This is a genomic window from Enterocloster aldenensis (assembly GCF_003434055.1).
Lineage (GTDB): Bacteria > Bacillota > Clostridia > Lachnospirales > Lachnospiraceae > Enterocloster > Enterocloster aldenensis.
This window is the reverse complement of record NZ_QVEX01000011.1, coordinates 56567-78033: the sequence shown is the minus strand read 5'-3', so window position 1 is coordinate 78033 and position 21467 is coordinate 56567. Positions and strand designations below refer to the sequence as shown.

General features: G+C 51.6%; 15 protein-coding genes, 1 tRNA gene and 1 other annotated feature. Of the genes, 3 read left to right on the top strand and 13 right to left on the bottom strand.

Annotated elements, in window-relative coordinates; translation table 11 throughout:
- Positions 1 to 9: 9 nt before the first annotated feature.
- The 7 genes from DWX59_RS19225 to pheS form a co-directional block, all read right to left on the bottom strand.
- Complete coding sequence (locus tag DWX59_RS19225) at positions 10 to 1296, bottom strand: Na+/H+ antiporter NhaC family protein (RefSeq protein WP_117560819.1); 1287 nt, start codon at positions 1294 to 1296, stop codon at positions 10 to 12.
- A gap of 34 nt (positions 1297 to 1330) precedes the next feature.
- Entirely contained in the window at positions 1331 to 2251 is a 921-nt protein-coding gene (locus tag DWX59_RS19220) for a SufB/SufD family protein (protein ID WP_117560818.1), read from the bottom strand.
- A 17-nt stretch (positions 2252 to 2268) separates the two neighbouring features.
- Positions 2269 to 3006, bottom strand: a complete 738-nt coding sequence (locus tag DWX59_RS19215) for an ABC transporter ATP-binding protein (RefSeq protein ID WP_008716737.1) — start codon at positions 3004 to 3006, stop codon at positions 2269 to 2271.
- 264 nt (positions 3007 to 3270) lie between these two features.
- A tRNA-Leu gene (locus DWX59_RS19210) sits at positions 3271 to 3354 on the bottom strand.
- Between the two features lie 66 nt (positions 3355 to 3420).
- Positions 3421 to 7395 carry a diguanylate cyclase domain-containing protein gene (locus tag DWX59_RS19205; RefSeq protein ID WP_117560817.1) on the bottom strand — a complete coding sequence of 1325 codons (3975 nt, stop codon included), beginning with the start codon at positions 7393 to 7395 and terminating at the stop codon, positions 3421 to 3423.
- Between the two features lie 238 nt (positions 7396 to 7633).
- On the bottom strand, positions 7634 to 10066 hold the full coding sequence (gene pheT / locus DWX59_RS19200; RefSeq protein WP_117560816.1) for a phenylalanine--tRNA ligase subunit beta: 2433 nt from the start codon (positions 10064 to 10066) through the stop codon (positions 7634 to 7636).
- 41 nt (positions 10067 to 10107) lie between these two features.
- Positions 10108 to 11127, bottom strand: a complete 1020-nt coding sequence (pheS, locus tag DWX59_RS19195; RefSeq protein WP_117560815.1) for a phenylalanine--tRNA ligase subunit alpha — start codon at positions 11125 to 11127, stop codon at positions 10108 to 10110.
- 103 nt (positions 11128 to 11230) lie between these two features.
- Positions 11231 to 11481 (bottom strand) — a binding site (T-box leader).
- A 161-nt stretch (positions 11482 to 11642) separates the two neighbouring features.
- On the opposite strand from pheS, the gene DWX59_RS19190 reads away from it, so the two are divergent.
- A complete protein-coding gene (locus tag DWX59_RS19190; protein WP_117560814.1) occupies positions 11643 to 12638 on the top strand; it encodes a DNA-3-methyladenine glycosylase family protein in 996 nt (331 codons plus the stop codon).
- A 31-nt stretch (positions 12639 to 12669) separates the two neighbouring features.
- Here DWX59_RS19190 and DWX59_RS19185 read toward each other — a convergent pair whose 3' ends face one another.
- From DWX59_RS19185 to hrcA, 6 genes are all read right to left on the bottom strand, one after another.
- On the bottom strand, positions 12670 to 13257 hold the full coding sequence (locus DWX59_RS19185) for a hypothetical protein (RefSeq protein ID WP_117560813.1): 588 nt from the start codon (positions 13255 to 13257) through the stop codon (positions 12670 to 12672).
- 24 nt (positions 13258 to 13281) lie between these two features.
- Positions 13282 to 14181: an SDR family oxidoreductase gene (locus DWX59_RS19180; protein ID WP_235845116.1), complete on the bottom strand. Its 900-nt coding sequence runs from the start codon at positions 14179 to 14181 to the stop codon at positions 13282 to 13284.
- A 200-nt stretch (positions 14182 to 14381) separates the two neighbouring features.
- Complete coding sequence (dnaJ, locus tag DWX59_RS19175) at positions 14382 to 15530, bottom strand: molecular chaperone DnaJ (protein ID WP_008716755.1); 1149 nt, start codon at positions 15528 to 15530, stop codon at positions 14382 to 14384.
- An 88-nt stretch (positions 15531 to 15618) separates the two neighbouring features.
- Positions 15619 to 17481: a molecular chaperone DnaK gene (gene dnaK, locus DWX59_RS19170; RefSeq protein WP_117560811.1), complete on the bottom strand. Its 1863-nt coding sequence runs from the start codon at positions 17479 to 17481 to the stop codon at positions 15619 to 15621.
- 89 nt (positions 17482 to 17570) lie between these two features.
- The gene (gene grpE, locus DWX59_RS19165; protein ID WP_117560894.1) at positions 17571 to 18242 is read right to left on the bottom strand and encodes a nucleotide exchange factor GrpE; all 672 of its coding nucleotides are present in this window, start codon (positions 18240 to 18242) and stop codon (positions 17571 to 17573) included.
- 18 nt (positions 18243 to 18260) lie between these two features.
- Positions 18261 to 19313 carry a heat-inducible transcriptional repressor HrcA gene (gene hrcA / locus DWX59_RS19160; protein WP_117560810.1) on the bottom strand — a complete coding sequence of 351 codons (1053 nt, stop codon included), beginning with the start codon at positions 19311 to 19313 and terminating at the stop codon, positions 18261 to 18263.
- Positions 19314 to 19688: 375 nt separating this feature from the next.
- Between hrcA and DWX59_RS19155 the strand changes: the two genes are divergently transcribed.
- Both DWX59_RS19155 and DWX59_RS19150 read left to right on the top strand, forming a co-directional pair.
- The gene (locus tag DWX59_RS19155) at positions 19689 to 20318 is read left to right on the top strand and encodes a 3D domain-containing protein (protein ID WP_117560809.1); all 630 of its coding nucleotides are present in this window, start codon (positions 19689 to 19691) and stop codon (positions 20316 to 20318) included.
- A gap of 254 nt (positions 20319 to 20572) precedes the next feature.
- Positions 20573 to 21298, top strand: a complete 726-nt coding sequence (locus DWX59_RS19150; RefSeq protein ID WP_117560808.1) for a 3D domain-containing protein — start codon at positions 20573 to 20575, stop codon at positions 21296 to 21298.
- Positions 21299 to 21467: the final 169 nt, after the last annotated feature.

Sequence of the window (21467 nt, the reverse complement as noted above, 5' to 3'; positions counted from 1 at the left end):
TTAGTCTTCCTACTCTCTTGTGCGTTTTTTTATAAATATAAATACCAGTCCGCTGACCCCCATCAAAAGGGGATAAAAGCAGTACGGGATGATTTCAAAAGGCGTAAGGCCTGTAAGGGTGGCTGCCGCAAGGAGCTGGGCCCCATAGGGGATCAGTCCCTGTCCCATGGAGCTGAACATGTCTAACAGGGAAGCGCTGCGTCTGGAAGTCACGCCAAAGTCATCGCTGATTTCCTTTGCAATGGGTCCGGACATGACAATGGCCACCGTATTATTGGCAGTGCATATATCCACCAGCAGGGCCAGGGCCGCAATCCCCAGCTCCCCTCCCCGTTCCCCGCTAATCCTTTTCCTGATAAAGGACAGGATGAAATCAATGCCCCCGTACTCCTTTACCAGGGCCACGATACTGGCCACAATGATGGAAATCACAGTAATATCATACATTCCCATGATTCCCTCTCCCACATGGGTGAACATATCCCCCAGACCGAAGGCCCCCGTACCCACGCCGGCAATCAGGGACAGCACTGTTCCTGCAATCAGGACAATGAATACATTCACGCCGGCCAGGGCTCCTATCAGGACCACCAGATAGGGAAGCACCCGGAATATGTTAAACGTCAGTTCACCCTTTAGCTGGAAAGCCGCGTTCCTGCCAAGGACCAGGAACAGGAGGATGGTCACAATGGCTGCCGGAAGCACAATCAGGAAATTCTCCCTGAATTTGTCCTTCATCTCACAGCCCTGGGTCTTTACCGCGGCAATGGTTGTGTCGCTTATCATGGACAGATTATCCCCAAACATGGCGCCGCCCACAACAGCGCCAGCGCATATGGCCATGGAAAAACCGGTTTTCTGGCTGATTCCCACCGCAATGGGCGCCAGCGCCGTGATGGTCCCCACGGAGGTTCCCATGGATATGGAGATGAAGCAGCCGATAAGGAACAGCCCCGCCACCGCCACATTGGAAGGCAGGATGGACAGGCCCAGGTTCACCGTGCTGTCCACGCCTCCGGCCGCCTTCACAGCCCCTGTAAAGGCGCCTGCGGCCAGAAATATAAGGCACATGGTTATGATATTCTCATTCCCCACACCTTCTGCAGCCAGCCTGATCTTGTCTGCAAAGCACAGCTGCCGGTTCTGTACGAATGCAACCAGAAGCGCAATTAAAAAAGCCGCAATCGCCGGCATGCTGTAAAAATCCCCGGTGATGTATCCAGAACCTAAGAATATTAACAGAAACACCAGAATAGGGAGAAGGGCAGACGCCCTTCCCTCTTTTGTATTCCCCATCATAGAATCCCCCTTGTATATCATGCCTTCCCTTTTATTTCAGGAAACCGTTGACAATCTGGGCCTCTGCCTCTTCTTCTGTCAGCCCCAGGGTCATCAGCTTCACAATCTGCTCCCCTGCAATCTTACCGATTGCGGCCTCATGGATCAGGGCAGCGTCAATATCATTGGCAATCAGGCCCGGAATGGCAAATATCTTGGCATCATCCATGATGATGGCGTCACACTCCGTGTGTCCGCTGCACTTTGCATTGCCCACGATTTTGGAATTGAAGGTCTGTTTTGACCGGTCCTTTGCAACGGAACGTGATACCACGTCCGCACTGGAGTCATCCCCGTTCAGGTTCACGATATAGGTGCTCTCCGCGTCCTGGGTCCCGTGGGTCAGAAGGCGCTCCCTTACAATCAGCTTGGCGCCGGCTGCCAGTTCCGCTGTGCTGGTCCTGTTGGTGGAGTCCACGCCCTTAATCTGGACCATTTCCATCTCCATGTAGCTGTTTTCTTCCATATATACTTCGGTTCCCGGATTCAGGATACGTTTGCCCTCCCCGTCTCCTTCGCCGTAGTGCTTTTCCACATATTTGACCCTGGCATTCTTACCCACGAAAAAGCGGTGGATACCGTCGTGTTCGGAATCCTGGTCCCCGCAGTTATGGATGCCGCAGCCAGCCACGATGACCACATCCGCATCATCCCCGATAAAAAAGTCATTGTATACCATTTCTTTTAAACCGCTGGCGCTGACCACCACCGGGATATGGACGCTTTCATGTTTTGTCCCCGGTTTGATGCGTATGTCAATGCCCGCTTTGTCTGTCTTGGTGGTTATATCTATATTGGCCGTTGTGGCACGTGCTGATGTCTTTCCATTGGAACGGATATTATAAGCTCCTGCCGGCACGCCGTGCAGGCCGGCCACTTCCTCTAACATTCTCTCCTGTATTGCGTCTCCCATCGTACTGGTTCCTCCCCTTACTGTGCTGTCTCGTAAAATTTACTGCATGCATCCACCGCGGAAGCAGTGCCCATGATCTGAGGAAGCACTTCGTCCTTGGGGCCCTGGTTCACCACCCGGCCGTCTGCAATTACCACGATTTCATCTGCAATATTAAGGATCCTCTCCTGATGTGAGATGATCAGGATGGAGCCATTGGTGTTCTGACGCATGCGCTCAAATACCTGGATCAGGTTCTGAAAGCTCCATAAATCGATTCCGGCCTCAGGCTCATCGAACACGGAAAGCTTGGATGCCCTGGCAATGACTGACGCAATCTCTATCCTCTTAAGCTCGCCGCCCGACAGGCTGGCATTGACTTCACGGTTAATATAATCCTTGGCGCAGAGTCCTACCTCAGCCAGATACTGACAGGCCTCGGCCACGCTCAGCTTCTTCTTGGCCGCCAGCCGCAGAAGGTCCAGCACCTGCACGCCCTTAAATCGGACCGGCTGCTGGAATGCAAAGCTGATTCCCAGATTGGCCCTGTCCGTAATGCCCATATCCGTGATATCCTGCCCGTCAAACAGGATACGGCCCCCAGTGGGCCTCTCTATTCCCATGATCAGCTTTGCCGTGGTGGACTTGCCCCCGCCGTTTGGTCCGGTGATGACAACGAACTTCCCATCATCCACTGTAAGGCTGATATCTTTGATAATCCCCTTTTCTCCTTTTTCGTCATTCACATCAAAGGAGAGATTCTCTAATGTAAGCATTTTGTTTCCTACCTCTCTTTATCTCTTCTTTTTATTTCCGGGTACGGCAAAAAGCCTGTCCCCCCTACGGTTTTTAGGCCACAACTTACAGTATAAACCATTTCCCACCAAATTACTATCAAAACTTTACCTCTTATGGCATAAAATGTCTGTTGCAAATGCAACATTACTAGTTTTCCCTTAAAACCGTATTTCTATTTACGTGTGGAAGGATTATTCCCTGCACGCAAAAAAAACAGGAAGCCATCAGCTTCCTGCCTGTACTGCAGAAGAAGGGAGTCGAACCCTCAAGGTATTACTACCACACGGACCTGAACCGTGCGCGTCTGCCAATTCCGCCACTTCTGCGTTACGCTGCTCTCACAAGCAACGTAGGTAATTATAATAGATGAACCGGATTTTGTCAATGGATTTTTAATAAAAACTTTTCAAATACTTTTCAAAGAAATCATCCATGGGAATGGGCTTTGAAAAATAGTAGCCCTGCCCAATGGAACATCCCATCTCCGTCACCATATCCAGCTGCTCCTTTGTCTCAATCCCCTCGCACAGGGAAACAAAACCCATCTTGTTGGTCATCTGAATCAGCTGCCTTAAGAATTCCCTGCCCCTTTCCGTATTCCGGCAGGACTGTACGAAACCGCAGTCCAACTTGATCACGTCGCTGGGGATATCCGCCATCATGTTCATGATGGAGTACCCTGAACCAAAATCATCAATGGAGGTGGTAAAACCGCTGTCCCGAAGTTCCTTCATCACGTGGAAGGTGCGCTCCGTGTCTTTCAGGAATGCTGTCTCTGTCAGTTCAAACTCCAGGAACCTGTGGTCAATCCCGTACTCCCGTGTCCCCTCCATGATGTCGGACAGGATATGGTCCATCTGGATATCCACACTGGAAAGGTTAAGGGAAATACAGACAGGGCGCACCCCCTTGTCCAGCCATTCCCTGAGTTTCCTGCATACCTGCCTGAAAATGCTTAAATCCATCTGGGAAATGAAACCGTTCTTCTCAAACAGCGGCAGGAACTCCCCCGGCGCAATGACGGTGCCGTCCTCCCTCTGCCATCGGACCAGGGCCTCGGCTCCGGCCAGACTTTGGTCCTTCAGCCAAAGCTTGGGCTGCAGGTATACCTTAAACTCCTGGTGCTTCAGGGCATATTCCATCCGGTTGATGATTTCATGTTCCCGGAAGCCGCTGTCAAATGGACCGTCGTTAAACACTACTGAGGCAGACTGTATGATATAATCCACTGACCGCCTGGCTATATTGGCCCTGTCAATGGCCGCGTCAATCTCCCTGCAATCCTGTTCAATGAAATAAATCCCGGAACGCACCATGATATTCACATTCGTGAACATCTGGTTCTGTATCCTGCAGAAGTCTTCATTCAACCGCTGGACCATCCCAACAAATTTAACCCGGTTCATCCTGCAGATGCCGAAACACAGGAACTGGTCCGCGCTTACCCTTGTGTAACGGTTTTCCTCCCGTCCGTTCTGTGTCAGCATATCTGCGAACATGCGCAGGATATTATCCCCCTGGGTGTAACCCACTGCCTCGTTGATGAATTTGAATCCCTTGATATCGCTGGCAATAATCACGTACCCATCTGCCCCTTCATCCATCATCCTCTGGCATTCATCCTTAAAACAGACATAACTCATCAGCCCGGTAAGGATATCCCTGTTTTTGTAATATTCAGCCTTCTGTCTGGCTTCCAGAAGGCGCAGGGACGTCCTGGCATTGGTCCCCACCACCTTAGCCAGCTCCGATATGCTGCTCCGCTCAGACCGCGTCCACTCCCTTACCTCCTCCGTATTCACAAGCACCATCATACCGACGTACCTGCCGTCCATGAAAATGCCTGCAAACAGCATGGTCCCTGCCCTGGCCCGGTCCATGATCCTTCTCATGCCTGTATTGTATACTTCCAGCTTGTCCCGGTTCAGCACGGCAATCCCATCGCTGTCATACAGGTTGTAACTGAGATAAAATTCTTCCTGCCGGAATGTGTCCGAAGGGTCAAAGAGCATGGCCGTCCTGTCATCCACCCACTGGAAGGCGCTGTGTCCCGCCCCTTCCCTTTCCCAGTTCATGTAAACGGCAATACGGTTAAGGCGGAACCGGCTGGCGATAAAGCCCATGAGGATATGCAGCGCCTCCTCAAAAGAAGAGGTTTTCTCAAATACCTCCAGGGCAACCGCGGTACTGGTCTTTCCCTGCAGACTGCTTTGCTCCTTCAGCTTTTTATCATTCAGTTCCTTCAGGCGCTCATAGGTAAATATGTCATCCTCTTTATCCGTTACAGACTCATAGAACCTGACCCCGCCCTTGCCCTCCTTCTTTACCTGGTGCATGGCCTGGTCCGCCTTTACCATGATATCGTAAAACCCTTTTTCATCCTCAGCAATCATCCGGCCGCCAATGCTGCACCCCACCGTCATACCGCCGTACCCGCTGCTGTCAAGCATACTGCTTATTTCCCGGACCATCAGTGACGCTGTCCTTAATGCGTCCTTCATGTCCGTGTCCTTTAACAGCACAAGGAATTCATCCCCTCCAAACCGTCCAATCAGGTCCCCCTCCCTGCAGGTACGCTTCAGGCAGCTGGCAATGTTCATCAGGACCACATTGCCGAACAGTTTGCCGCGGGCCTCATTAATCTTGTGGAAGTCATCCATATCCAGCAAAAGGGCAGCGGTCCGCTCCGGTTTTGGGCCTGTTTTCAGGTATTCTTCCATCTGCCGTTCAAATGCCCCTACCGTAAGCAGGTTGGTAAGCCCATCATAGTCCTCTGACGCCGCTTCTTTCCCGCTCCGCGATTCCGTCACATCGTTAAGCACGCTCTGAAGGTGGTCCAGTTTCTGCATCAGTATGTTCTGGACCCTGTCCTTTAACAGGAAGGTCCCCACAATCTGGGCCACATAGGTAAGGACCGATATCTGTTCCCTGGTCCAGCGCCTGTTTTCCCTGCACTCGTCAAAACCGATAAAACCAACCAGGCGTCCGTCGTCATAAATCCCGCACTGGAGGATGGCCTTGATGCCCTGGGAGGCCAGGACCTCTTTCTGTACCGGATGGAGTTCATCCACGTCCATGCACAGGAAAATCCCGTCCTTGTCAAAATTATCCCTGTATCCCGGCGCATCCTCTTCATAAGACATATGCTGAAGATTATCCATCTGGGGGCTGATTCCCTGGTTGCACCACTCAAAGGTATTGCTCATGAACAGCCCGTCCGGGCTGTCCTCAAATATATAGACACGGCTTACATTGAACTGAAGCCCCACAATCTTAAGGATGGTGTTGATGGCCTTGCGGGTGTCCTCTGATTCATACAGCGCCTTAAAAACATAGTGGATTACCTTGTCGCTCCCATATATCGGGCCATTATCGGAATCAATTGCAGGTACGCGTCCTGAAAATGCCTCCCACTTCTTTACATCCACCGACGGCAGGGAAGGTTCATAAAACACACACTTGCCTTTTCCTGTCTGTTTGCCGGAATAAAGGGCGATATCTGCTTTTGTAAACAACTGGTCGAACCCACTTCCATTCTCCGGATACATGGAAACACCGATGCAGCATCTGAGCTCAATGGGTTTATCACCGGCAATGGAAATCCCGGACATCCCTTCCATGATTCGGTCTGCATAAGCCCTGACCTCTTCACGGCTTCCCATACCGGCAAGGAACACAAGGAACTCGTCCCCGCCAATCCTGGCCACCACATCGCTTTTCCTGGACACACGGTTTATGCATCCGGCCGCCTCGGTCAGCACGCTGTCCCCAAACAGATGTCCTTTGGTATCGTTCACTTCCTTAAAATTATCCAAATCCACAATCATAAGGGCGGCCGTCATCCCGTCCTTCCCATCCGCTTCCAGGAATTCGGATATCCGTTCCCTGGAAGCTTCCCGGTTCAGGAGTCCTGTAAGTGGGTCCCTTCTGGACTTCTCCCTGTAGGTGCAGATCCGGTCCTTATCCTCCGTGTCATCCAGCATCATGGCATACAGCCAGACCTGTCCCTCATCCCCTTTAATGATGCGGCCGCGGCAATCCACCCAGCAGGTACTTTTATCCTTCCGGACAATACGGAACTCCGTCTTAAGGACCTCCCTGCCCTCCCTCAGTTGCTTCCTGCACTCTGAGATTGCATGATGATAGTCTTTATCCAGGATCATCCCGCCCAGCCTGCTTCCGATCAGCGCATTAAACTCATCCTCATCCGCGCACCTGAAAAGCTCCAGGATGCCCCGGTTCACAAAATCCACCCGTCTTTCCCGGTCCGCTGAACAGCGGAAGAAACCAGCCGGCATGGAATCCATCAAAAAATGAGTCCCCCATTCAGACCGCGCCCCTTTTATCATTTGTTCATAATCACCCATATCCTGTGTGCCTCCGCATACGCCGACCTTATATCATGAAATGATTATACTGGAGATTCCAGACATTTACAAGTGGGAGAATTTTGGTTTTGAGGGCGGGCGGTAGGGGGAGGCGCATCCGTCCGTGAGGGGAATGGCGGCAGGCCCCGCACCCCCGCCCGCCTCCCGCCCCTGGCTCTGGGAACACCAAAAAGCAGAGGTTGCGTACCCCCGCAAACCTCTGCGTCCAAACCTCAAATCAACCTCTAAGTTCAATCCCAAGACCGCTAAGTCCATTCAATATCTTATTCATCACCGCGCTGACCTCCTTATCCTCCAGGGTATGGTCCTTTGCCCGGAAGGTGATGGAGTATGCCACGGATTTGTGTCCTGCCAGGACCTGGGCTCCCTCGTAGATGTCGAAGAGCTTGTAGCTTTCTAAGAACCTGCCGCCGCGCTGTTCGATGATGTCTTCAATCTGCCCCACCAGGATGTGCTTTGGCACTACCATGCTGATGTCGCGGGTCACGGCCGGGAATTTGGCAATCCCGGTGTATTTGCGGTCAAATGTGGTGAACTCCATGATGGAGGGCATGTCGATGACAGCAACATATGCCCTGTCCCCAATCTTATAATTGTCAGCCACATCCGGATGTACTTCGCCCAGGAAGCCTACAACGGTTCCGTCATATACGATGTCTGCCTTTCTTCCGGGATGAAGGTAGGGATGCTCCCCATTGGGATCATAATGGGGCTTCTTGTGCATGCCGGCCTTGTCAAAGAATTCCTCAATGACGCCCTTCATGGTGAAGAAATCCCCGTCGCCGTACATCCCCAGGGTGAACTGCATGCGCTCGTCCGGAAGTTCTGTCAGCGGAAGGGCTATGGGACGGTACACGTTGGCCAGTTCATACAGGCGCACATCCTTGTTGCGGCGGTTGTAGTTGGTCGCAAGTGATGTGAGCATTCCGTTCAGGGAGGTGGTGCGCATCACGCTGAAGTCCTCGCCCAGGGGATTGGAAATGTTCACGGCCCTGCGCAGGGGGCTGTCTGCGGGAATCATCATCTTGTCAAATACCCTGGGGCTTTCAAAGGAATATGTCATGCCCTGTGAGAAGCCGCAGAACTCTGCAATCTCCCTGGCCAGCCCCTCAATGCGCAGCTTGTAGGAAAGCTTTCCCGTGGTTGCCTCGCCGGATGGAAGGGTGGTTGGGATCCTGTCATATCCATAGAATCTTGCCACTTCCTCCGCCACATCAGCCATGCGCTCCAGGTCCTGGCGCCAGGTCGGCGCAATCACCTCTTTTGTATCTGCATCATACCCTAATTCAATCATCCTGAAGTATTCCAGCATGTCTGCTTCCGGAATGTCCGTGCCCAGAAGCCTGTTAATCCTGGCAGCGTCAAACGGTATCCTCTTCTCTTCCTTTTTTACGGGATAGATGTCGATGATGCCTCCGATTACCTCGCCTGCTCCCAGTTCCTCAATCAGCTGGCATGCGCGGTTCACTGCCTCCTCTGCCGTATTGGGGTCCAGACCCTTTTCATACTTGCCAGAGGCATCGGTGCGCAGACCCACCTTTTTGGCGGATAAACGGATGTTGGTCCCGTCGAAACATGCGGATTCAAATACCATGGTGGTCACGTCGTCCGTAATCTTGGAATTCTCACCGCCCATGATTCCCGCAATGCCCACTTCCTTTTCCCCGTCATTAATCATGAGTATGGTAGAGTCCAGCTTCCGCTCCTGTCCGTCCAGGGTCTGGAACACATCCCCATCCTTTGCGCATTTTACTATGATTTCATGGCCGGCCAGCTGGTCATAGTTAAACGCATGCATGGGCTGTCCGTACTCTTCCATCACATAATTGGTTATGTCCACGATGTTGTTGATAGGACGGATCCCGCTGGCAGCCAGACGGCGCTGCATCCACCGGGGGGACGGGGCAAGCCTGATGTTCTTGACCATCCTTGCACAGTAACGCGGGCAAAGCCGGCTGTTTTCAACGCGTACCTTCAGGTAATCATTAATATCCTCATCATTGCCGGTCTTTGTGACTGTCGGCGCCGTGAAGGTTTTCCTGAAGGTGGCTGCCGCTTCCCTGGCAATACCGATCACGCTGTAGCAGTCCACCCGGTTGGATGTGATTTCATATTCAAATACCACATCCCGCAGTCCCATGACGGCCACCGCGTCTTCTCCCGGCACGCTGTCCTTTGGAAGGATATAGATGCCGCTCTCCGGCGCATCCGGATACATATCCCGGTCAGCCCCCAGTTCCTCCACGGAACACATCATGCCGCAGGATTCCACACCCCTTAATTTGCCTTTCTTAATCTTGATGCCGTCCTCAGGAAGGGCCCCGCCATCGTGGCCGCCTGCCACGCGTCCCCCGTCCAGGACCACGGGAACCTTTTCCCCCACGGAAGCTTCCGTTATATTGGGCGCTCCTGTCACAATCTGTACAGGCTCCCCGGCCCCCACATTAACCTGGCACACCACTAACTTGTCCGCATCCGGGTGGCGCTCAACGGAGAGCACCTCTCCCACTACGATATTTTCCAGGTTCTTATCCAGACAGGAATAGCCTTCCACCTTTGTACCTGTAAGTGTCATGGCATCCGTGTATTCCTGGGCAGTGACATCAAGGTCCGGCACATATGCTTTAATCCATGATAATGCTGTATTCATATTGGTTCTCCTTCTATATTCACTAATCAATCATGTATGCATCAGAACTGTTTCAGGAAACGGATATCGTTCTCATACAACAGACGCATGTCATCAATCTCATACTTAAGCAGCGCAATACGCTCAAGGCCAACGCCAAAAGCAAATCCGGAATACCTGTCCGGGTCAATGCCGCACATCTCCAGCACATGGGGATGGACCATGCCGCAGCCCAGGATCTCAATCCAGCCCGAACCCTTACAGAACCGGCAGCCCTTGCCGCCGCATTTGAAACAGGTCACATCCACTTCTGCGCTGGGTTCTGTGAACGGGAAATGATGGGGACGGAATTTAACCTTTGTCTCAGGTCCGAACAGTTCTTTTGCAAACTCTGCCAGCGTGCCCTTTAAGTCTGCAAATGTAATATTCTCATCAATCACAAGTCCCTCAATCTGATGGAAGGACGGGGAGTGGGTGGCATCCACCTCATCGGAACGGAACACCCTGCCCGGGGCAATCATACGGATGGGAAGTTTTCCTTTTTCCATGGTGCGCACCTGTACCGGAGAGGTCTGGCTTCTTAAAAGGATTGTATCGTTGATGTAGAAGGTATCCTGCTCATCCCTGGCCGGATGTCCCTTTGGGATATTCAGCTTCTCAAAGTTGTACCTGTCATATTCCACCTCAGGTCCTTCCACCACCTCGTAGCCCATGCCCACGAAGATACGCTCCACCTCTTCCAGTGCAATGGTATTGGGATGGCTGTGGCCCACATGATTCTTTTTAGCCGGAAGGGTGACGTCAATCACTTCCTTCTTAAGCTGCTCTTCCCTGGCCTTTCTGGCCAGCACATTCTTTGTCTCCTCCAGCCTGGCTTCAATAATGGCCCTGGCGTCATTGACCATCTGACCCACCTTTGGGCGCTCCTCAGGGGAAACATCCTTCATGCTCTTTAAAAGACTTGTGAGTTCTCCTTTTTTGCCCAGATAGGACACACGGATATCATTCAGCTTTTCCAGCGCATCGGAAGCTTCGATTTTCTTTAAGGCTTCTTCTTTGATTTTCTCTAACTGCTCTTTCATGGCTTCTCCTTTTCTGATTTCTGTTGGGTGCGGACCGCGGCTTCCTGCGATGGCCCGGGGTGTGTTTTGCCCCTGGCAATAAAAAAAGCCCCATCCCTCCATACGAAGGGACGGGACAATACCCGCGGTGCCACCCTGATTCCTGCTTAAAGACCTTGCGGCCTGTCAATGCAGACACTTAAATGCATGTAACGTATGCCCACGTCACGGACTACAGGAATACCAGCCTTCCTTCATCCATGCAGCTCCGGTGGGAATTTCAACCTCTTATCTGAACCTGGGCAGGCTTTCAGCCGGTGGCCTTCCCTCTCTGGTGGAAAATAAGTGTCTACTGTACACCTTCATTGCCTTTCAGATGTAAATCTAATGTACATTCTAGCCACATCCCGGGAAAATGTCAAGGGTTTTTGGGATGATTTCTCATTTGACGAAAACCTGGTTAAGGGTTACACTTATTTTTAGACGGTACAAACGTTTTGACGGAACAATAGGAACAAAAGAAAGGTTGTACAACTATGATTACCAAATATACAATATCCTGTCTTGATTTAAAGCAGATTGCGGAATCCGGGCAGTGTTTCAGGATGAACCCGCTGGACCGGGACCGGCTGCCCCAGGAGGCGGATTACGGATACCGGATCATCAGCAGGGGAAAGCTTCTTGACATATGGCAGAAAGGACAGGAACTGACCTTTGACTGCGCAGGGGAGGACCTGGATTTCTGGCTGGACTATTTTGATATTGCAGCGGATTACCAGGACATGATTAACAGCGTGGCCCCGGGGAACACGTATCTGGCTGAGGCCGCCCAGGCAGGAAAGGGCATACGTATCTTAAAACAGGACCCCTGGGAAATGATCATAACCTTCGTGATATCCCAGCAGAAAACCATCCCCAAGATCCGCCAGCTGGTAGAAGCCCTCTGCACTTCTTACGGCGCCCCGGTCAGCCGTTCCTTAATCAACGGCGCCATGATCAACCACGACCCAATTAACGCTGCCCCAGGAGGCGGCATCCACGGGAAAGGGCCGGAGGCTTTTGCGGCCAAAACCAATACCGGACAGAGGCTGTTTTCCTTCCCCTCCCCCAAAGAGCTTTCCCGCGCCTCACTGGATGAGCTTAAGGAACTGAAACTGGGATACCGCGCCAAATACATATACCAGCTTTGCCAGGACGCCGTGTCCGGCGCCCTGGACCTTGCCCTGCTGGATACGATGGATTATGGGACTGCCCTTGGATACCTGACAGGCTTTTATGGGATTGGGAAAAAGGTTGCCAACTGCGTATGCCTGTTCGGCCTGCACCATATCGGGGCATTTCCAGTGGACACGTGGATAGAGAAAATCCTCATGGCCCAATACTACGACAAACGCAAATACCGCCGCACCCCCAAGACATGTCTCTGCGATACAATCGTAAAGGATGTCTTTGGACAGTACGGCGGCTGTGCCGGCGTCATGCAGCAGTATATATTTTATTATGAACGGCTGAGGAACAGCAAGCTGTCTTAGAGCGTGTTTGAAAATTGCTTTCCGTCAGCTGTCACATCATGCCCAGCTCAAATATCTTCCACTTTCCCCTAAAGCCTGATTCTTTTCCAACAGCAAAGTCCCTGGTGTACTTCCCGTCCCCCCACTGGGGCGCCTGTTCCAGGGCTTTGTCAGACCAGCGCTGGGAGAACTCCACCCGCACAATCTTGTATTCCTTAAAACCATACGTTGCGGCCTGATCATCGTAATATGGCTTTTGGTCCGCATACTCCACGGTTGCAAGGGTCTGGAAGCCATGGATGATATATTCTTTTATATAACGGCCGTCCCTAAAGTTTAAGTCCTCCTGATTAAAGTTAAGGCTTTCAAGCTGGTCCTGGGGGAACAGCCTGGCACACCTGTCAAACTGGGCAAGCCCCATGTATTTGAAATACCATGCAGCTGCCAGCTGCGCATCGTCTGACGGCATTTTCTCAAACTTGACGTGTCTTGGGAGGGAGTCCTCAACCGTGTATTCCGCCACCAGATGCTCCCCGCCTCTTGACCGGTTGACAGCAGCCACCGTGAACATGATGGCCAGGCATACCAGGGTGATGCCGCATATCTTTAATGCCTGGGGTGAGAATTTCTCTTTGCTCATTGCTTTCATCCTTTCGCTTGCCTTTTATCCGGCCTGTCCGGGTATCACCTTGTAATCGGACAGACAGGTCCGGATCCCCTCCCAGGTATCCCCGATGCAGATTCCCTGCCTGCGGATCCGTTCCGTGTCAATCATAAGGTTTCTTGGGCAGGAGGCAAACCGCTCCGTGTCCCGCTCAATCCAGCCTGACACATCGCTGTTTCCCGTCATCTCCTTAAGGAACAGGGCCGCCGTGTCAAAGGTACTGCGGCTGTTCTGGCTGCCGAAATTATAGACCCCGCCCGGGAGCCTCATGGCTGCTTCCATGTTCCTTATTATTTCCCACACATATGTGATGCCCCTGTAATCGTGTACAGGCAGCTTCAGTATCCGTTTCTCCCTTCCGGCCTCCAGGAGGCTGCCAAGCAGCCCGCAGCCGCCAGGACGTTCGCTGGACGGATAATCATACATCCAGGTAAGACGCAGCGCCACCGCGTCATGGAGGCAGGCTAACATGGCTTCCTCAGCCCGCTTCTTATCCCTTCCATAGACAGAGCAGGGACGGTGGGGCCCTTCCTCCCGGTTTGGTTCCATGGAATCGGATGCATTGTATATCTGGTCTGAACTCATGAATACCATCCTGCTTCCGGACTGTCTGCATGCCTTGGCCATATTGGAAGTTCCCCGCACATTAATCTGCTCGGAACGTTCCGGCTCCTCCTCACATGCGGCTGTGTTGGACACGCCTGCACAGTGCAGCACATAATCCGGCCGGATTGCCTTGACGAAGGCCGACACTGCCAGGGAATCGCTTACTTCCAGCTCCCTGTGGCTCACGCCAAGGGTTTCATATCCATCCATCTTCTTAAAATATCCTGAAAGCCGGGAACCTAAAAATCCATTGGCCCCGGTTATTAAAATGCGCTTTTTCATTGTACTGCTCATACCTTTCTTGAGATATGATAACATTATAGCCCAGGTAATGTCTATATTCTTTGCGATTTTCTTAATATTTACCCAGACACTTTTTTAAAACAGACAGACAGCCCCGGCTGTTCCCAGGGTGTGTCCGCCCGCATAAACACAGGCCCGGTTCAACTGGCCGGGCCTGACTTGTATTCCGATGTCTGTTTGGTTCCTGGATTTTACTTGAATATCCCTTTTTTCTTGGGTTTTTCCTCTTCCGGCGGGGTAATGCCGTTCATGGCATCATCAAATCGCCTCAAGGCTTCCTTCTGCGCCTGGTTCATGCGCTCCGGAACCTGGACAACCAGGGTCACATAGTGGTCGCCCCGCACATTACGGTTGCGCAGGGAAGGCACACCCTTGCCCTTTAGGCGGACCTTGGTGTCTGTCTGGGTGCCTGGCTTCACTTCATACTCCACCTCGCCGTCCACGGTCTTGATGCGGATCGGGCCGCCAAGGGCTGCCCGGGCAAAGGAAATAGGCACCGTGGAATAGATGCTGGTATCCTGGCGCTTAAAAATCGGATGCTGTGAAACCACTGCCTCCACCAGAAGGTCGCCGCGCTCGCCGCCGCCTGTCCCAGGCTCGCCGCCGCCTGCAAGACGCACGCACTGACCGTTGTCAATGCCGCCCGGTATGGATACCTTAAATTTCTTGCGCACGGTCTTATAACCTGTTCCATAACAGTCCGGACACTTCTCCTTGATGATCTGGCCCGTGCCGTTACAGTCCGGACATGTCTGCACATTCTGGACCTGGCCAAAGAAGGACTGCTGGGTGTACATGATCTTTCCTTTGCCGTTACACTTGCCGCAGGTCTGTGGCGAAGTGCCTGCCTTGGCTCCAGTGCCGTGACAGCTTGCACATGTCTCTTTAAAATTAATCTCAATCTCTTTTTCACATCCAAAAACAGCTTCCTCAAATGTAATCCGGATGGAAGTCTTTATGTTGGCGCCGCGCATGGGACCGCTCCTCGCCCTGGAAGACCGGCCTCCGCCAAAGATATCGCCAAAAATATCGCCGAAGATATCACCCATATCCCCGCCAAAATCAAAACCGCCAAAGCCGCCGAAGCCGCCGGCCCCGCCGCCGCCCTGGTCAAATGCAGCATGGCCGAACTGGTCGTACTGCTGACGTTTCTGAGGGTCGCTTAATACACTGTACGCCTCTGAAGCTTCTTTGAACCTGGCCTCTGCCTCCTTATCGCCTGGATTGGCATCCGGATGGTATTTCTTGGCAAGTTTCCTGTATGCTTTTTTCAATGCATCATCGTCTGCATCCTTGGGAACGCCCAGAACTTCATAGTAATCTCTCTTACTCTCTGCCATGTTGTTTACCTCTTAACACTCTTTATCTGCATAAAGGGGTTAGAAGCCGGAAGACCGGCCCCTAATCCCCATTTTCGTTCATCTTGCATTAAACTTCCTTGAAATCAGCGTCTACCACATCGTCATTTGGTGCGGAGGAAGCGCCTGCTGCGCCCATGTCAGGACCTGCGCCTGCTGCGCCGGCTGCCTGTGCCTGCTCATATACCTTTGCAAACAGCTTCTGTGCGCTGTTCATCAGCTTCTCCTTGCCTGACTTGATGTCCTCAACCTGTGCGTCAGTCATCTCTTCAACAGGAGCGCGGTTGATTGCTTCCTTCAGGGTGTTAAGGTCTGCCTCAACCTCGGCCTTGTCATTGGGGGAAATCTTATCGCCCACTTCTTCCAAAGCCTTCTCGGTCTGGAATACCATGGAATCAGCGTCATTCCTTGCATCGATGGCGTCCTTGCGCTTCTTGTCCTGGGCCTCGTACTCAGCTGCTTCCTTTACTGCCTTATCGATATCATCGTCAGACATGTTGGAACCGGAAGTAATGGTGATGTGCTGTTCTTTTCCTGTTCCAAGGTCCTTTGCAGATACATTTACAATACCATTGGCATCAATGTCAAAGGTAACCTCAATCTGCGGAACGCCTCTTCTTGCTGGCGGGATCCCATCCAGACGGAACTGTCCAAGGGTCTTGTTATCCCTTGCAAACTGACGCTCGCCCTGTACCACATGGATATCCACGGCAGTCTGGTTGTCAGCAGCAGTTGAGAAAATCTGGCTCTTCTTGGTTGGGATTGTGGTGTTGCGCTCAATCAGCCTGGTTGCCACGCCGCCCATGGTCTCGATGGACAGGGAAAGCGGGGTTACATCCAAAAGAAGGATATCTCCTGCGCCTGCGTCTCCTGCCAGCTTGCCGCCCTGGATGGCTGCGCCGATAGCCACGCACTCATCCGGGTTTAAGGACTTGCTTGGCTCCTTGCCGGTGAGCTGTTTCACCTTTTCCTGTGCAGCAATCATACGTGTGGAACCGCCTACCAGAAGTACCTTGCCCAGTTCGGAAGCAGTGATGCCTGCATCCTTCAGCGCGTTCTGTACCGGAATTGCGGTGCGCTCAATCAAATCATGTGTCAGTTCATCGAACTTAGCCCTGGTCAGGTTCATATCCAGATGTTTCGGTCCCTCTGAGGTTGCTGTGATGAACGGCAGGTTGATGTTGGTGGTGGTGGCTGTGGACAGCTCCTTCTTTGCTTTCTCAGCCGCTTCCTTTAATCTCTGGAGGGCCATCTTGTCGTTGGAAAGGTCCACGCCCTCTGCTTTCTTGAACTCAGCAATCATCCAGTTGGTAATGGCGTTATCAAAGTCATCGCCGCCCAGACGTGTATCGCCGTTGGTGGACAGGACTTCAATCACACCGTCGCCGATTTCAATGATGGACACATCGAATGTACCGCCGCCCAGGTCGTATACCATGATTTTCTGCTCTTTTTCATTGTCCAGTCCATAAGCCAGCGCAGCAGCCGTAGGCTCGTTGATGATACGCTTTACATCCAGGCCTGCAATCTTGCCTGCGTCCTTGGTGGCCTGACGCTGTGCATCATTAAAATACGCCGGAACCGTGATGACAGCCTCGGTCACGGACTCGCCCAGATAGCTCTCAGCATCGGCTTTCAGCTTCTGGAGGATCATGGCGGAGATTTCCTGCGGGGTGTATTTCTTGCTGTCAATATCTACCCTGTAGTCTGTTCCCATATGACGCTTGATGGATGAGATGGTCTTGTCGGCATTGGTAACTGCCTGACGCTTTGCCGGCTCACCGATCAGCCTCTCTCCTGTCTTTGTAAAAGCCACAACAGACGGTGTGGTCCTTACGCCTTCTGCATTGGCGATAACAGTTGGTTTTCCGCCTTCCATAACAGCAACACAGCTATTTGTCGTACCTAAATCAATACCGATGATCTTGCTCATAGTTTTTTCCTCCTGATTATTTAGTTTATTTCATGTATTATATGTTTCCACCCAGCCAAGCCCGAAAACCAGCTCAGGTGCCTAATGCCTTAGTTAGCAACTTTTACCATACTGTGCCTTACGACGCTTTCCCTGTACATGTAGCCCTTCTGAAGCTCCTCTGCCACAATGTTCTCTCCCAGGCTGTCATCATCCACATGCATTACCGCGTTATGGAAATTGGGGTCAAACTCCTGGCCCACGGCCTCAATGGGCTTCACGCCTGCTTCTTCCAGCGTCTTCTGGAACTGCTTATATATCTTCTCCATGCCCTCGGCAATGGGGCTGCCCTTTTCATCCTCCGGCACGGTAGCTAAACCTCTCTCAAAATTGTCAATCACGGGAAGCATACGTTCGATGATATCCCGGGCCCCCATCTCGTACATGGTGGACTTTTCCTTTTCGCTTCTCTTGCGGAAATTCTCAAATTCCGCCATCTGGCGTTTCACCCGGTCCGTAAGTTCCTCAATTTTCTCATCCCTGGGGTCTTTCTTCTTTTTGAAAAAACTCTTTTTTTCTTCCTTGGCAGAAGCGCCCTCCGGCGCATCCCCGGAAAACTCCTCCGGCGTCCCTTCTTCCTGACATCCGGCATCCTCTGTGCTGTCACAGGCCGCCTGGCCGTTGTCGGCCGCCGCTTCTTCCTGCCCTGCTTCGTTGGCTTGTGCCTCCTTGGCTTCTGCTTCCTTGGCCTCTGCTTCTTTCTTTAACTCCTCGTCCTTCATATCTTCACTCACAGCTTATCACCTTTCATCTTTTTTAAATGCCGTATCCAGCTGGTTCATCAGGGTGCGCAAGGTGCCTAACACCTTCTCATAATCCATGCGCTTGGGACCTATGATTCCAATGGTCCCCCTAAGTCCTCCGCCCAGGTCATAGTTGGCGGTCACCACGCTGCAGTCCTTCATGGACTGTACCGGGCTTTCATCTCCAATGTAGACCTGTATGCCCGTATCACCTTCCACGCCTGCATTGACTTCAGACACAAACTCCTGCAGCACTTCCTTATGTTCCAAGGTACCGATCAGCTGGCTGGCTTTCTCACCTTCTGTCAGTTCGGGATACTTGAAAATGTTGGTTGCCCCGCTTGTATATATCTGCAGGTCTTCCCCGCCTGCCCGGATGGCTTCCGCCACCTCACCCAGCACCAGGTCCACCACCTGGCTGTGGATACCTGCATCATCCTTCAGCTTACTGATGATTTCCAGATTAATCTCTTCAATGGTCAGTCCGTTCAAACTGCTGTTCAGCAGGATGTTCAGGTTCAGCAGCTCATCATCGGTCAGCTCGTCGGACACATCCACCATGGTGTTCTTGATGATGTTTCCTTCCACCACCACCACCACCAGCAATTTATTCTTCTCCACCTTGGAGAGCTGGATGAACTTAAGCTTGGTCTTGTGGTAACTGGGGCCGCTTATCATGGCTGCGTAATTGGTATTGGATGCAAGTACCTGGGCCATCTTCTTAAGGACCAGTTCCAGTTTATCCACCTTCTGGACCATCATCTCCTTAAGTTCCGTTACCTCGCTGTCCTTCTCCAACATGATCTGGTCCACGTAAAACCGGTATCCCTTATCAGAAGGAATACGGCCCGCAGATGTATGGGGCTGTATGATATAACCCATCTCCTCCAGGTCTGACATCTCGTTGCGGATGGTGGCAGAACTGAGTTTTAAATCCGAATACTTGGAAATAGTCCTGGAGCCCACGGGTTCCCCTGTTTCCAGATACGTTTTGATAATCGCTTTTAATATGGTCATCTTCCTGTCGTCCAGGAACGCATCCACCGGCATCTGTCCACCTTCCTTTCCGAATTATTAGCACTCGGTTTCGAAGAGTGCTAACATCTACATTCCATAATATATTCCTTCTGAGTGAATTTGTCAAGAGATAAATCCAAATTCTTTTATTATAATTTATTTTTCCAATTTCACAGGACATATATGATGTAGTCCCCCTCCTGAAAAACACCAATATATTTGATTTTGCCTCCCACTTTTAACTATTTTTATGCAAAAAAATGTAAAATATCTCCCACTTTTCATGGATATGTAACACTTGTTTAATCATTTCAGCTTGACAATTAATAGTTTTGTAATATAATGAAATATACATATAATAAAGTCATATGGAACCAGAACAATCAGTAAATATTGCGAGGTAAATATATGCACAATACCATAAGAAAAACCGTCCTGGTGGCGGCTGTTGCCGCCCTGTGCCTGACCGCCGCCTTTCCGGCTCATGCAGAGGAGGTTTCCCATCCGGATATAGCTGCTGCCAAGGATGAGGCTGCAGGCAAAGATGGGATTCCGGCAGAGGCAGTTGGCAGGGACGTGACAGTTGTTGAGAATGAAACGCCGGACAAGGAAACAGAACAAAGCTCAGGACAGGATGGCACCGTCACCGGGGCATCCCATAAAGCCAGGGCCGGCCGCGGTTCGGAGGAAGGATACGTGGATGCAGGCCCCGGAGCTGAGAAGAAGGAGGAAACTCCCGTTTCCACGGAAACCTCCCTGGGCAGGTTCACTATCACGGGTTACTGCGGATGCGATAAGTGTTCAAACGGACACGGTCTTACCTATTCCGGCACAATCCCCACGCCTAACCACACCATTTCCGCGGATCTGGACCTGTTCCCCCTTGGCACCAGGCTGAAGATTGACGGGATTGTCTATACGGTTGAGGACAAAGGTTCTTCTGTCAAGGGCAATATCCTTGATATCTTTTACAGCAGCCACGAAGACGCCCTTGCCAAAGGCACCTATACCGCAGAAGTATTTTTAGTGGAGGACTGATTCATCCATTACATACGTACCGCATGAAAGCCACCAGCACAAAAGGCTGGCGGCTTTTTTTTGCCCAATGGTGTGTTTTTCCTGCTTTATATCCATTAAATTTCCTGTATTTCCATATATTTCCTTGACAATACAGGAAAATTATGATAAAACCTTGTTTATTGCTCATATATTACAAAAGTATTACATATAATTTATTAATATGTTAAGAAACTATTTTGAATATTAAATGAGCAATAGGAGGTAACAAATAAATGAAATTGAGACACTTATTAACCGGAACCATTCTTACCATCAGCTTACTTGCAGCTTCTGCCGTCACGGCATTTGCAGCTGTATCCAAAGGACGTTTTGAGACAGTTGACAGCACCACCATCAGCGGATGGGCATACAACAGCGATTCCCCTGATGACGCATTAAACGTAATGATAACCATCAAGAATAAAAATACAGGTGAGGAAGTATTTTCCCAGCGCATATCTGCCGGGGAATACAGGGAAGGACTTTATAAGGAAAACCGCGGCAATGGATGCCACGGCTTTACCATCAACATGGACTGGAGCGCTTATCCTGACGGCATATACCTGGTGGAGGGATCAGTGGGAGGAAGGGACTTCCCCAACCCCAGGACATACACCAACGGCAATGGGGATGCCCAGGCAGGAAGCGCTGCCGGCGCACAGGGACTGGTGCCCCTTGGGGTCTTTAAGACTACCGCTTACTGCCCCTGCCGCGCCTGTTCCGAAGGCTGGGGACGCCATACATGTACCGGCGCCATTGCCACGGCCGGACACACCATCGCAGTAGACCCAAGGGTCATCCCTTACGGCTCTAAGGTCATGATTAACGGCGTCATCTATACGGCCGAGGACCGGGGAGGCGCTGTCAAGGGAAACCACATTGACATTTTCTTCAATACACACGCCGAGACAAGACAGCATGGGACCCAGAATGCAGAAGTCTTTCTGGTCCAGGGATAGACAATCGGATATTATGTAATCATTTAACCTTACGTGCTGCGTCCTTAAAAAACGGGGCGGATGGCAGCGGACAGGGCCAAAGCCCATCCGCTGCCATCCGCCCCGTTTCATTCGAGGACTGCATTTCCATCCCAAGGTGTATCCAAAGAATCATTCCCGCCATCTGACG